The organism is Coleofasciculus sp. E1-EBD-02 (assembly GCF_040218245.1).
GTDB lineage: Bacteria > Cyanobacteriota > Cyanobacteriia > Cyanobacteriales > Coleofasciculaceae > Coleofasciculus.
In genome coordinates, this window is record NZ_JAVJQN010000143.1 from 57,735 (window position 1) to 71,058 (window position 13,324).

At 47.0% G+C, this 13,324-nt stretch carries 11 protein-coding genes and 1 pseudogene; 6 read left to right on the forward strand and 6 right to left on the reverse strand.

Annotated elements, in window-relative coordinates:
• Positions 1-70: 70 nt before the first annotated feature.
• Entirely contained in the window at positions 71-2,368 is a 2,298-nt protein-coding gene (locus RIC07_RS22800; RefSeq protein WP_446396509.1) for a GumC family protein, read from the reverse strand.
• A 610-nt stretch (positions 2,369-2,978) separates the two neighbouring features.
• Between RIC07_RS22800 and RIC07_RS22805 the strand changes: the two genes are divergently transcribed.
• Positions 2,979-4,286: a glycosyltransferase family 4 protein gene (locus tag RIC07_RS22805; protein WP_446396510.1), complete on the forward strand. Its 1,308-nt coding sequence runs from the start codon at positions 2,979-2,981 to the stop codon at positions 4,284-4,286.
• Positions 4,287-4,366: 80 nt separating this feature from the next.
• On the opposite strand, the gene fabG is transcribed toward RIC07_RS22805, so the two are convergent.
• On the reverse strand, positions 4,367-5,128 hold the full coding sequence (gene fabG / locus RIC07_RS22810; RefSeq protein WP_446396511.1) for a 3-oxoacyl-[acyl-carrier-protein] reductase: 762 nt from the start codon (positions 5,126-5,128) through the stop codon (positions 4,367-4,369).
• A gap of 89 nt (positions 5,129-5,217) precedes the next feature.
• On the opposite strand from fabG, the gene trxA reads away from it, so the two are divergent.
• On the forward strand, positions 5,218-5,535 hold the full coding sequence (gene trxA / locus RIC07_RS22815) for a thioredoxin (RefSeq protein WP_006101457.1): 318 nt from the start codon (positions 5,218-5,220) through the stop codon (positions 5,533-5,535).
• A gap of 72 nt (positions 5,536-5,607) precedes the next feature.
• On the opposite strand, the gene psb29 is transcribed toward trxA, so the two are convergent.
• The gene (gene psb29 / locus RIC07_RS22820) at positions 5,608-6,336 is read right to left on the reverse strand and encodes a photosystem II biogenesis protein Psp29 (protein WP_446374073.1); all 729 of its coding nucleotides are present in this window, start codon (positions 6,334-6,336) and stop codon (positions 5,608-5,610) included.
• Positions 6,337-6,514: 178 nt separating this feature from the next.
• Here psb29 and RIC07_RS22825 point away from each other — a divergent pair, with 178 nt between their 5' ends.
• Positions 6,515-7,129: a CpcT/CpeT family chromophore lyase gene (locus RIC07_RS22825; RefSeq protein ID WP_446396512.1), complete on the forward strand. Its 615-nt coding sequence runs from the start codon at positions 6,515-6,517 to the stop codon at positions 7,127-7,129.
• Between the two features lie 76 nt (positions 7,130-7,205).
• On the opposite strand, the gene RIC07_RS22830 is transcribed toward RIC07_RS22825, so the two are convergent.
• From RIC07_RS22830 to RIC07_RS22840, 3 genes and pseudogenes are all read right to left on the reverse strand, one after another.
• Positions 7,206-7,574 (reverse strand): STAS domain-containing protein, encoded by a 369-nt coding sequence (locus RIC07_RS22830; RefSeq protein WP_006101536.1) that lies wholly within the window; start codon positions 7,572-7,574, stop codon positions 7,206-7,208.
• A gap of 581 nt (positions 7,575-8,155) precedes the next feature.
• Entirely contained in the window at positions 8,156-9,190 is a 1,035-nt protein-coding gene (gene hemF / locus RIC07_RS22835; protein WP_446396513.1) for an oxygen-dependent coproporphyrinogen oxidase, read from the reverse strand.
• 296 nt (positions 9,191-9,486) lie between these two features.
• Positions 9,487-10,093 (reverse strand): annotated as a pseudogene (locus RIC07_RS22840) (RNA-guided endonuclease InsQ/TnpB family protein); the annotation flags it as partial.
• Between the two features lie 205 nt (positions 10,094-10,298).
• Between RIC07_RS22840 and RIC07_RS22845 the strand changes: the two are divergent.
• The 3 genes from RIC07_RS22845 to RIC07_RS22855 all read left to right on the forward strand — a co-directional run bounded on the left by RIC07_RS22845 (position 10,299) and on the right by RIC07_RS22855 (position 13,100).
• Positions 10,299-10,781, forward strand: coding sequence for an SRPBCC family protein (locus RIC07_RS22845; protein ID WP_446349601.1), 483 nt, complete (start codon positions 10,299-10,301; stop codon positions 10,779-10,781).
• A gap of 169 nt (positions 10,782-10,950) precedes the next feature.
• Entirely contained in the window at positions 10,951-11,928 is a 978-nt protein-coding gene (locus RIC07_RS22850; RefSeq protein ID WP_446396514.1) for an RNA-guided endonuclease InsQ/TnpB family protein, read from the forward strand.
• 104 nt (positions 11,929-12,032) lie between these two features.
• Entirely contained in the window at positions 12,033-13,100 is a 1,068-nt protein-coding gene (locus RIC07_RS22855; RefSeq protein ID WP_446374079.1) for an Mrp/NBP35 family ATP-binding protein, read from the forward strand.
• Positions 13,101-13,324 lie beyond the last annotated feature (224 nt).

Here is a 13,324-nt window from a genome sequence, read left to right on the forward strand (position 1 = left end):
TTTTCTTGTCTCTCCTACACACTAAGAAATATTTCACCTTACAAATGACAAATGACGATACTAACCTATTCTACACCGTCGTTTCTTGGGGCATCTTCTCATAATAGCGATGATAATAATCATAAGAACTCGTGGTGTAATTCTTAACCCCATTCGCCACCACTCCCAAGACTCGGGCATGAGAGGTTTTCAATCCAGATAACACCTGCATAAATACTGTTCGATCCGTTCTTCCTAATCCCACCACCATAACAATTCCATCGGTATGCGCCGCCAATAACCGCGCATCAGCTAAACCTAACATCGGTGGTGTATCAAAAATAACTAAATCAAACATTTCTTCAAACGACTCAACTAAATGCTGCATCTTTTGAGAACAGAGGAGTCGAGTCGGATCAGGCGGAATTTGCCCAGCAGTTAACACAAACAAATTCTCCTCCAATGGTGATGGCTGAATTACATCTTTCACATTAATGTCACTAGAAATAACATGACTCAATCCCCACACATTCGGTAAATCCGTCCTCACATGGAGCTGCGGACGTCGCAAATCGGCATCCACCAATAATACCCGTTGTCCCATGGCGGCGGCGGCTTGTGCCATGAATGTCGCTATAGTGGATTTGCCATCAGCAGGAACCGCTGAACTAATTACTACTGAACGAATGGGTTCATCGGGACTAATAAACTGAAAATTAGTCTGAAGTGAACGAAATGCTTCCAAAAATGGAGAAGTATGATAGCGATACGTGGATTGACTGATAGGAGATGCCAAGAGTGGAGTTTCTTGTTTCCCGGCTGTTTTTGCCGATTTACTCTGTTTCTTTAGAGGCTTATGAAAAGGAATCGTACCCAAAACCGCTAACCCTGTCTTGTCCTTCAACTCCTCGGCTGAGTGAAACACCTTGTCTAATTTTTCCGCTAAAAACCCCGCCCCAGCACCTGCTAGTAATCCAGCTACAGCCCCCAACGCTATACCATGGGGTATGTTGGGTGAGATGGGTACTTGCGGTTGTTGCGGTTTAGCAATAAGCTGCCAAGGTAATGTCTTCTGCGCCGCTTCAATTTGTAGCGTTTCTCGCACCGCTAGAAAGCGGTTCAAACTCTCGGTAGCGACTTTCAACTCCCGCTGTAAATCCGTATACTGACGGGCAACCACTGCCAAATTCTTCAGTTGCTGACTCATCAACTGTTCCGCTTTGGCGATCGCACCTGCCCGCACTTCTAGCGTATTAATTTGGTTAGTCGTCTCTACAAGCTGTTGAGTCAGTGCCAAACGCAGAGAACTAGGCGACGCCAGAGATGCCGGATTTTCCGGTACAGCACTAGCATTTGCCCCCAAAACGGTTCCGGCTTCCTGACTCAGCAAGGGAAGTAAATTTTGTTGCTTTTCTCGTAGCGCCTGAATCGTGGGACTCTCTTCGGTAAACCGCGCCGATTCACTAGCAATTTTACTTTCAATCTCCGTTAACTGATTCAACAACTGCTGATAACGGGGGGCTTCTGATAGGGCGGAAGCTGCGATCGCTTGTTTGGGAGATAGTCCTAATTCTCCTAACTGACTTTGAAGTTGCACCGCCAGGGTGCGGGCTTCATCCAGTTTAGTTTGGGTATCTTGACGTTCTTGGACAATGGTGCTAACTCGACTGGTCAATACTTGACCCTGACTATCCGGATCAACCAGATTATACTCTTGGCGAAATCGCTGTAGTTTTTGCTGGAGAGTATCCACCCGCCCTTGAAGTTTCGGCAGTTGCTCTTCGACAAACTCAATCCCCTGTCGCGTACTCGTCTGCTGTTCAGAGAGCGAGTAGTTCATGTACCCTTGGGCAACTTGTTCTAGAATAAACTGGATCTTTTCCGGGTCAGAATCTTGGTAACGTATTTCTAAAATTTTCGTTTGTTGCAGCCGATAAATCGCCAGTTTGCTGCGAAGCGTATTATAGTCAAGTTCTGGATAGCGAGACTGAATTTGTTCCACAATCGGAGCCATCACTTGAGGACTCCACAGCACCTGAATCTGGGTTTCGTAGTCTAAACTGTTGCCTTGACTCCCACCCCCTTGATTCAGGGATTCACTAATCTGCTCTAACTGATCTTCACCGGAAACGGACCCCACCAATAACTGAAACTTACCTTCGTAGTTGGGCGTCTGCTGCAAGACTTTCGTGACAATTGCCGAAGTGACAGTGATCGCCACTCCAGCGATAACCAACGCCCGCCGCCGCGCGATCGCGAGAATCTGACGCAAGTCCAGCTTGTCGTCTTCTGTCTCAGCAAACCCATGCAGGGGCAGAGGAGACAATTGTGATGGTCGTTGTCCATTACGATTGGATACTAACGACTGATACTCTCCATTTAAACCCATAATTCAGTTAAACGTTGGCGTTTCTAACACTGAGGCTAAAAGTTAGCGGTTAGATCCCTTGTTCCAGAGGAAGTTGGGATACACGATGATTTAAAAAAGCAGGGAGAACTCCTGACGACAGGAGGAGAATAACTTTTTTAGATGTTCTGGTGTACGCTGGTCATGATGAATACTTACAGATACAGCGCTGGTGCGCTCAATCAGGACAATCCTTACAAGGGTCAGGGTGCAGGCACTTTTAGCTGATTCACCTCGTCTATGGCTGCGGTAGATGGGGAAGCCGATGCAGACGAATATCTGAAATCTATCCGAGACGACTCGCAATTTGCGTCAAAATGTGTTTATGCTCCAATGACCGCGATTACCTCGTTGAGATTAACGACTAGTGACTAACTTTGATCTCAACGAAATTGATGCTAAGTGATAAAATTGAAATTTATGCTGATAACAATTAAACTCATTATAAATAGCTTTTAATTATTATCAGCAATTAGCCTGGAATTAATTTTTAATCTTTAGATCCAATAAAATCCGGATATAGGCAAATGAATGTGTAAATTCGAGCGTAGTTCGATATCCGTCTGAGATCCCCAGTCAGTAACACAGTAACATGAGCAATAATGAGACTCTCCCACGGCATAGTAAACCCCTGCGATTGTCGATTGTGACTCAGTTTTATCCCCCTGATTATGCCGCAACCGGACAGCTTATTGAAGAACTTGCTGTTGAATTGGGAAAACAAGGTTTGTTGGTGCGAGTGTTTACTGGACAACCTGGTTATGCATTTCACAGCCAGTCAGCACCAGCGAGGGAGTATTTCCAGCGACTGATAATTCAGCGATCGCGAGCGACTCGAATTTGGTCGAAGCGTATTCGCGGCAAAGCCCTCAATGGGCTACTCTTTTGTCTGCGGGCTGGACTTCATTTACTTAAAACCAGTAGTCATGGAGACATACTGCTGTTAACTACTGCTCCTCCTTTTTTACCCATTCTCGGATACTTAGCCAAAAAGTTATTTGGACTCCCCTATGTCTGTTTAGTCTACGATTTATATCCAGATGTTGCTGTCGAACTCAACGTTGTTCCCCATCGCCACTGGTTAGTTCGACTCTGGAATACAGTGAACTGCCATATATGGAAACAAGCCCAACAAATTATTGTTTTGAGTCCTTCGATGAAGAATCGAGTCGTTGGCAAATGTCCCCAACTTAAGGATAAAATTACTGTTATTCATAATTGGGCAGATGCCAATTGGATTGTACCAATTGCTAAACAGGATAACTGGTTTGCCCAAAACTTTAATCTAGTTGATCGATTTACCGTACTTTATTCCGGAAACATGGGTCGCTGTCATGATATGGAGACTATTCTAGAAACCGCTAAATTGTTACAAGATGATCCAATTCTATTTGTTTTTATTGGCAATGGCGCTAAACGCGAAGCCTTTGAAGCCCAAATTCATCAGCTTGGCTTAACAAATTGCCGCTTTTTACCCTATCAAGATAAACAAAACCTACCCTATTCACTCACCGCAGGAGACTTATCGTTAGTCAGTATCAGTCCAGGGATGGAAGGCTTAGTCGCCCCCAGCAAACTTTACGCCGCCTTAGCCGCAGGGCGTCCAATCGCCGCGATTTGTGAACCCCAGTCTTATTTACAAGGGATTGTGGCTGAGGCGCAATGCGGTGCAGCGTTCAGTAACGGCGATGCGGCGGGTTTGGCAGAGTTTATTCGATGCTTGTCTACGGATGAACCATTAGTTAAGCGTATGGGTGAAGCCGGTCGTCGTTATTTACAATCCAATTTTACCCCTGATTTGATTGCACAAGAATACTCAAAGTTATTGCATCAATCTGTATTTAAGGGTTGGGAATCATCAGAAGTTTCCGTTCAGTATTCCAGCATTCGGTGGAAATAATCAGCCAAACCGGGGGAGCAAAACTGTAGGGGCGGGTTTTATAGCACTACGAACCCGCCCTTCTAGGAACCTATAGCCGCTCAAGCCATCACCATACCGCCATCGACGTTGAACACCTGCCCGGTAATATAAGCGGCGGCTGGATCAGCAGCTAAAAACCTCACCATGCCTGCAATTTCCTCTGGCTTGCCATAGCGACCTAGGGGAATATACTTGATGATATCCTCAGATTTAATATCTTTGGTCATATCGGTTTCAATAAATCCGGGTGCCACAGCATTCACGGTAATCCCGCGAGGCGCGACTTCCTTCGCCACGGTTTTGGTAAATCCAATCACTCCGGCTTTGGCTGCACTATAATTTGCCTGACCCGGATTGCCCATTTGTCCGGCAACGGAGGCAATATTAATAATCCGACCCGATTTTTGTTTGAGCATGATTTTACTGGCTGCCCGCGTGCATAAAAAGACACCCGTCAGATTTAGGTCAATTACTGCCTGCCAATCGTCGGGTTTCATCCGCATCAAGAGGGTGTCGCGGGTAATCCCAGCATTATTCACCAGTACGTCTAAGCGACCAAATTTGTCTTTGGTTTCCTTGACGAGAGTCTCAACCTCTTCCAGTTTGGAGACATCTGCTTGAAGTGCGATCGCCTCTCCCCCGGCTTCGGTAATTTTGGCGACAACTTCGTCAGCCGCGCCACTGGAACTGGCGTAGTTAACCACCACCTTCGCGCCCTCTGCGGCTAATGCCAATGCCACAGCGCGACCAATTCCCCGTGACGCCCCAGTGACAATCGCCACGCGATCGCGGAGTTGGGCTGATGTCTGTGATGCTTCCATAAACAATACCTCTATCTATTCGCTGAAGTCAGCTCTTAGCATTTTGCACTAGAATCGAGCCAAACAACTAATAACCGTGATGTTTTGTTATGGCAGTTAAAAAACAGTTTGCCAGTTTTCAGGAACTCCTCTCTGGATCGGATGTACCCGTATTGGTCGATTTTTACGCGACCTGGTGTGGTCCATGTCAGATGATAGCACCGACCCTCGAGCAAGTCGGTCTTCAGCTCAAGGGTAAGCTACAAGTGGTCAAAATTGATACAGACAAATACCCCCAGATTGCCTCTGAGCATCATATTGAAGCCCTGCCTACCCTGATACTCTTTAAGGATGGCAAAGCGGTGGAACGGATTGAGGGGGTTGTCTCCGACAAGCAACTTATGGAACGACTAAAACCTTTACTTTGAACAACCACAGAGACGTTCCGCCGGAACGTCTCTACCCAGGCGGAACTTGGTATCAATATCCCTTGATCAACTTCAGGATGCTGTCGTCGATTCTGGGGAATCACTGGGCGGAGTCGTGGCTTTATTCTTTTTCTCCTGTTCCCGTTGTTCTCGTTTTTTGCGATCGGCTTTAATCGCGTCTTCAAGGACAATCTGGGCTTGAGCCATTTTTTCCAGGTTGCTGCGATACAACTCCAAGTCTTTCTGTAATTTCTCTTGGGGAAGATGCAAAGTTTGACCGATTTGCTGGAGCATTTCCATCGACTTTTTCGCGTCTTGAACTAGCTCCGGTTCTGCCTGTTCCAGAAGGGTATACAAGCCAATGGCAAACAGACGAGAGTATTTAAACTTAGGATTATCTGCGATCGCGGCAACCGTGGTATGAATATCCTCAGCACCCTCTAAAGGTGTTGGTGAACTAAACCAGTCAACCAGTTCTTGCCCCGATAAACGCCCGACTGCGGCTTTCAGTTTTTCAGCATCATCCTGATACTGTTGCGGATTACCTCCCACCGCCTGACAAAGGGCGTTAAAAATGGATTCTTTATCCCGTTCCGGTCGATAGCCTTGCATGAAGCGGTTAAAGGAGGCGACCACACCTAAGACATAGATGGGATCATACTTAAAATCCACATTGACCGCCAGCAAATGCATCTCGACCATCAATTCTTCTACCACCCGTCGGTAAATCGAGTTAATTGGACGGGTGTGATAGTTATAAAAATCTCGTTTCGTATCCGAGACGGTGCGAACGTTACTCACAGAGCAAAATATAAAGGATATTTTTTACCATTGTCTCGCTTGAGTTTCACCCTAGGGGACAGAGTCTCAATCGAGTCATTCCTTCCATCTTACCAGTTTATTTCCACCAGCCCAATTAGTATAATGTTTCTTGGCTTGATCTAACTCAATTTAGTCTGTTTATGTTAATCCTCGACTCATGACTCTACCGCCAGAACTGATTACCCTGGCAAGCTATATGGCTGGTCAATTTGACAACCAACAACAGGCGTTGGCTGAACCCGTCTGGTATGTTCACTTACACCTCTGGCAAAGACCCATTCCCTTATTTAGCGACGATAGCCTCACCCTCTTTGCCGAACAAGCACCGATTACTAACCTCGATCGCCCCTACCGTCAACGGATTCTGCGGCTGTATCAAAGTGACCAATCCTCCACGGGGTTACAGGTACAGTATTATCAGATCAAAAATCCAGACGCCGTTCGCGGTGCAGGTTGCCACCCCGAATTGTTGCAGCAGCTTACCCGCGACGATATTATAGGTTTACCCGATTGCCGTCTGAACGTGCAGATGCAGCAAATTGGTTTGAATAATTATGAATTTACTACCACTTCAGCCAGCGATCGCCCTTGTCGCTTTAGTTATCAGGGCAATAACTACCAAGTCTCTCTTGGCTTTGAAGTAACAGCCGATGAATTTCGCAGCTACGATAAAGGCATCGACCCTAGTACCGGAAAAGCCACTTGGGGAGCCTTACTCGGTCCATTTCGATTTACCAAACGCCAAGACTTCGCTGGGGAACTGCTAATTTAAGCTGGGGACTGTTCTCCTGTACAGGTTGTTTGGGAGTGAACGACCTACATCAAAACTTGGGTATGAATCCCTTGTCTCAGGTTGCCATACTCCGGGGTACACCTTCCAAAGCTTCTTGCTCCGTTTCAAAAATTTCAAACACGGAATCCATCATCGTCACTTCAAACACCAGTTTGGCTTCGGGATGGACATTACAGATGCGAAAGCTACCTTTGACCTTATCCGCATCGCGCATACCCGCGACTAGAGAGGTTAAACCAGAACTGTCAATGAAGTTAACCTGACTGAGATTAACCACCACATGGCGGCTGAGTTTGGAAATGCATTCTTGTAATTTCAGGCGAAATTGCCAAGCTGTGGTAATGTCCAGGCGTCCAATTGGTGCCAAAACAATAACTGTTGTACCATCTTTCGTCGTGTGTGTTTTTTGATCAATATGAATCATATAAAGACCTCCTTGAGCAGCAGTAGCTCCCCTTGACATCACAAGAGGAGCCATACAGGGTTTGGGTATCAATTCCGTTACTTAGGCGTTGGGTGAATTGTTGTTTCAACAAGTAACTTAATCGGGCTACCTACGCTACTTATCCGTTACAGAAGACTTACCCAAAGTTCCCCAAAACTGGATATTTTTGGGAGTACGGGCTTGGTTACCAAGCTCCTACGGTTCCTGCTTCATCCTAGCAGTGATGGCACTCAACACCTCGGACTTCGGACGTTCGGCGAGCGCTCAGACTTCAGCGAGCGCTACGCGGCAATTGAGCCTGTCGAAATTCGGTGTTGAACCTGAGCGACTTGTACCGAGCGAAGTCGAGGCAAGTCGAAGGGTCAACCAGTCCACAGGCTTAATATCGGGTGTAACTCACCCTAGAAAGATTGCCATGGTGGTTTTTGCGTTAGCAATCTCTTCTGTATTGTACATACTCCCCAATGAGGTCAGGACAAAGGAGAGGCTATTTTTCTGCCAAATTTTGGTAAAGATGACTATCAATGATTGACTGTAGGAGTACGTCACTACCATTCGGTTTAGGTTGAAGGAGTCCAGTTTGTCCAATCTTGAGGTTTGAGGAACGTTTCGTACAGTTCAGCCTCTGGTGTATTCGGTTCGGGTTGGTAGCCGTATTCCCAACGAACTAAGGGAGGGAGAGACATGAGAATCGATTCGGTACGTCCGTTCGTTTGCAAGCCAAAGATCGTTCCTCGGTCATACACCAAGTTAAACTCGACATACCGACCCCGGCGATAAAGCTGGAAATTGCGTTCGCGATCGCCATAGTTCATATCTCGCCGCCGCTCGACAATTGGTACATAAGCGGGTAAGAACGAATGACCGCACTCCTGCACCCAGGCAAACAGTTGTTCCCAGGTTCGGGGTTCTACCGCCCCCAGTTCCTTGCTGTAGAGGGCTGCTGCTTTTTCTGGGTGGGGTCCTTTATACAATTCCCCGGTTCCGTCTTGATAGTCAAAAAACAGTCCGCCAACGCCTCGTGTTTCTTGACGGTGTTTGAGATAGAAATATTCATCACACCAGCGCTTGAATACGGGATAGTACTCGGAGTGATGATTGTCACAAGCGGTTTTTAGGGTTTTATGGAAATGAGCCGCATCTTCGGCAAAGGGGTAGTATGGCGTTAAATCGGCTCCTCCACCAAACCACCAAACGGGTCCCGCCTCAAAGTAACGATAATTTAAGTGAACCGTGGGAATATAAGGACTGCGCGGATGTAGCACCATAGATGTACCCGTGGCATAGAAGCCATGACCTGCGGCTTCTGGACGTTGGGTTAAAATCGAGGGCGGAAGTTGAGTCCCCCATACTTCAGAAAAATTAACACCCCCCTGTTCAAAGACAGCGCCATCCCGGATTACACGAGAACGACCCCCGCCTCCTTCTTCCCGCTGCCAAGAATCTTCCTGGAACTGACCCGCACCATCAAGCTGTGCCAAGGACTCACAAATAGTGTCTTGGATCTGTTGCATGAACTGCTTCACTCTATCCTTAGAGTCAGTGGCAGGTAAGGAACGATTAGGATTGGTGGTCGGTGTATGAGCTGCGGTCATAATTTCAATAGTAAATACAGTATTACCTAAACCTGAAGGCTATGGTTAGGCATTTTAAGGGTTCCAGGCTCTATTTTAAAGGTTTTTGGTGTCAACTATGCCAACTAATTGCTAAGTAGTCGGACAAAGCTCAGCTCCCTACCCCCACCGCCAAACTTATTCAGCAGACCCTACTTAATCGTTGGGTGCGATCGCCAATAGGGTCGATGGCGTAGCAATACCGTGTCTTGCCGAATTAAGGTGACATCCTCCCACACCAAATTGGAAATTATGGTGTGGGTTTCCCCAAATCACTTTGACGCATACCATTTATCAGCTTTACATAAGATTCGCACCTGTTTAACCGTAAAGCCAGATGGAATAGGGCGGTGCAGGTTGATTGGGATTGTCCCCAATTTTGGCAGCTTGACGCTTCGGCTTCGCGGCAATTGAGCCTGTCGAAATTCAGCGTCAACACCGAGCGGAGTCGAGGTGTTGACATGGAGGTTCGTTACTGGATTCTCCTTGAACTGAGGGAATAGCAACGACTTAAACTGCCCAACCTTCTTAAACCTAGGAAAGCCAAACCCGCGAGATTTGAAGTAGTCCCAACCTTTATGCAGTTGCTTTATTGTCTGAGTCGTGGACTTGAGAGGGAACTTCCTTTAACTTGGGGAATTCCTTCTTAGCTTTCGGCAAATTGTTAAGCTGCCTCACTTCACCGGGAAATGGGGTTTCTGCTGGGATGATGTACTCATGCACCCGGGAACATCTATCAATCAAACATTTGCGACTATTGTACCAATCCTTTATCTCCCCCAGTGCATAGTTGTAAGCACGGCGGCAAATTTCCATCCACTCAATCAATCGTTGTTCTTGAGCGGCATCTGGATAGATTCGGTAACGATAGTTAAATGTCAGCATACTCCTATTAGACAGCATTTACCAGTCAACTGTGTAGCTTTAAATGTCAATTTAGGTAACTCAATGTTACCCTAAATTGACCTTGGGGAGTCGTGTTCGAGAGCGCTGACCCTGAGCGGAGTCGAAGGGTACAGCGTGGGTCTTACGACTCCCCAAACCCCTGCTAAGATAAACAATGCTGAAGCGTCGCGATAGGAGGCGTGTTGTGATTCTAAATTTTTCCTTTAAGCTAATCGCAGGTCAAGAGGGGCTTTGGTGTAAATTTTCCCTCTTTCGGACTTATCGCGCCCTCAGTAATGCTCCGGTGGATGTTCTGTGGCAAAAATTAATCAATTTGGCAGATGTCTCTTGGAATCCTTTGCTCTGTAGTACAAATGCACCAAGAGGCTTAATCCCGAAACCTGGCTTGATTTACCAGGTGGTAACGCGCCTGATTCCCATTCCGGTGCGAGTGTTTGTCGAACGGGTATTGCCGGGTGAATTAATTAGCGTCCGGATGCTGGCAATTCCGGGGGTGGAAAATCGAGTGACATATCGGGTGGAGTCAGGCTTGTGCGGGACGTATGTGTCCTTTTCTGTGACGATGCGGGGATGGTTATCCCCCTTACTATGGTGGTTTATTCGTCCCTATGCTGCCCGTGTCGCGGCTGAATTAGCTCAAGCGGCAGAACAGGGCGTGGTTGTTTAGAGGGTGATGGGGAAGCTGGGGAAGCAAAGGACGAATGAGGAATGACAGTGGAGTAGGGTGGGGATGCCTTCACTCCCCCCAAGTAAAAAGCAGGTATGTTGAATACCTGCTTTTTACAATCCCCATATCCTATCCTATAATTAATCGCTGATATAGGTTTGAGTTAGCCATGTTAGTATTCGAGGCAAAATTAAGAGGAACAGACGAGCAGTACGCCATCTTGGATGAGATGATTCGTACTGCTCGCTTTGTGCGTAATTCTTGCCTTCGGTACTGGATGGATAACAAAGGAGTCAAAAAGTACGACCTCAACAAATACTGTAAGGTACTCAGAGAGCAATTTGAGTGGTGCAAAAAGCTCTCAGCTCAAGCTTGTCAAGCGTCGGCTGAAAGGACTTGGAGTGCCATAGCTCGGTTCTTTGATAACTGCAAGAAAAAAATTCCGGGCAAGAAAGGTTACCCTAAGTTTAAAAAACATCAAATTCGTGGTTCAGTTGAGTACAAAGTTGATGGATGGGTGTTATCGGATGACCGATTAACCATTATATTTAGGGATGGCTTCAAGGCTGGAACTTTTAAGATGTGGGGAACTCGTGATTTGCACTTTTACTCCAAAGAGCAGATCAAGCGAGTGCGTGTCGTGCGTCGGGCTGACGGATATTACGTTCAGTTTTGTGTCAAGCAAGAGCGTAACGAGGCTCACGAACCCACTAATCGTATGGTAGGGATAGATGTTGGTTTAAACCATAAAGTGCGGAACATGGTCAAGAACCATCATCTAGCCAAGTCGATATTTGATGCTAGCTGGACGTTGTTTAGGCAATGGTTAGAGTATTTTGGGAAAGTGTTTGATGTGCCTGTGATTGCAGTCGTACCTGATTACACGTCTCAAAATTGTTCTAATTGTGGAGAAGAAGTCAAGAAAGCCTTATCCACTCGCACTCATAAATGTCCACATTGCGGATATGTTGATTGTCGAGATACGAATGCTGCCATTAACATTTTGATGAAGGCATTACAAGGCTTAGCACAACTACCGTCGGGCAGACGGAAAGTAACGCCTGGGGATGAGATGACCCACTGCTGTTCTGGGGAAACTCAGAAGAGTAAGGTTGCTCGACGAACCAGGAAACTCCGTCAGCGATGACGGAAATCCCCGACAGAGTTTGCAAGCAGGTCGGGGAGAATGTCAATAAGATTGATGAAGATGTTTGTCCCAGCACATTGTCACCCTAGGAACTTGTCCTGATTATGGTTGATACCCATTCAGTTTTAGACGTACTACGCCCCGTGCAAGACCCTGAACTCCAAAAGAGTTTGGTGGAATTGAATATGATCCGCAACGTGAAAATCGACGGCGGGACGGTTAGCTTTACACTGGTGTTAACTACACCTGCCTGTCCGTTGCGAGAGTTTATTGTGGAGGATTGCCAAAAGGCGGTGAAGCAGCTTCCGGATGTGGAAGAGGTTGTGGTGGATGTGACAGCAGAGACACCGCAGCAGCAATCATTACCCGATCGCCAAGGGATTGATGGCGTGAAAAATCTAGTCGCGATTTCCAGTGGTAAGGGCGGTGTGGGCAAAAGTACCGTGGCGGTGAATGTGGCAGTTGCCCTCGCTCAGACGGGAGCAAAGGTGGGTCTGATTGATGCTGATATTTATGGACCGAATACCGCCGCGATGCTCGGATTAGCGGATGCCAAGGTGATGGTGCAACAGAGTCCTCAGGGAGAGGTACTTGAACCTGCCTTTAACCATGGCATTAAATTGGTGTCGATGGCATTTCTGATTGATCCCGATCAGCCAGTGATTTGGCGCGGACCGATGTTAAATGGTATTATTCGCCAGTTTCTGTACCAGGTGAATTGGGGAGAATTGGATTATCTGATTGTGGATATGCCACCGGGAACCGGGGATGCTCAGTTGACTTTAGCCCAAGCTGTACCGATGGCGGGGGCGATCATTGTGACAACACCCCAAAATGTTGCCCTGTTGGATTCCCGTCGCGGTTTGAAGATGTTCCAGCAATTGGGGGTTCCGGTATTGGGCATTGTTGAAAACATGAGTTATTTTATTCCACCGGATCTGCCCGATCGCCAGTATGATCTGTTTGGTTCAGGAGGCGGTGAAAAAACCGCTCAGGAATTAGACATACCTTTGCTGGGATGTATTCCCCTAGAAATTAACCTGCGGCAAGGGGGCGATCGCGGCTTACCCATTGTTGTGGCTGAACCGGAGTCGGCATCAGCTCAAGCGCTGATCGCGATCGCCAAGGCGATTGCGGCAAAAGTGTCTGTTGCTGCCCTAAGCCGCCATTGAATGCTGATTAGAAACAGTAGGAGAAGAAGGGGAAAAAGGAATTATAGGGTTAACTAACAGTCGGTAAATATCTAGACAATTACTGACATAACTAGACATTTTCTCGGATATAATCAGGAAATGTCTAGTTTACCCCCCAACAAGCAGCTACTCGACTTTGTGTGACGGTCTTGCAGGTTGCACCGATGGGAACTCAACGGCTGGCTTCGGAGCTTCTCGGACGG

Excerpts from the sequence above, each read along its gene's own strand:
- RIC07_RS22800 (WP_446396509.1), bottom strand. The coding sequence starts at position 2,368 with ATGGGTTTAAATGGAGAGTATCAGTCGTTAGTATCCAATCGTAATGGA.
- RIC07_RS22805 (WP_446396510.1), top strand. The coding sequence starts at position 2,979 with ATGAGCAATAATGAGACTCTCCCACGGCATAGTAAACCCCTGCGATTG.
- fabG (WP_446396511.1), bottom strand. The coding sequence starts at position 5,128 with ATGGAAGCATCACAGACATCAGCCCAACTCCGCGATCGCGTGGCGATT.
- trxA (WP_006101457.1), top strand. The coding sequence starts at position 5,218 with ATGGCAGTTAAAAAACAGTTTGCCAGTTTTCAGGAACTCCTCTCTGGA.
- RIC07_RS22825 (WP_446396512.1), top strand. The coding sequence starts at position 6,515 with ATGACTCTACCGCCAGAACTGATTACCCTGGCAAGCTATATGGCTGGT.
- RIC07_RS22830 (WP_006101536.1), bottom strand. The coding sequence starts at position 7,574 with ATGATTCATATTGATCAAAAAACACACACGACGAAAGATGGTACAACA.
- hemF (WP_446396513.1), bottom strand. The coding sequence starts at position 9,190 with ATGACCGCAGCTCATACACCGACCACCAATCCTAATCGTTCCTTACCT.
- RIC07_RS22850 (WP_446396514.1), top strand. The coding sequence starts at position 10,951 with ATGTTAGTATTCGAGGCAAAATTAAGAGGAACAGACGAGCAGTACGCC.
- RIC07_RS22855 (WP_446374079.1), top strand. The coding sequence starts at position 12,033 with ATGGTTGATACCCATTCAGTTTTAGACGTACTACGCCCCGTGCAAGAC.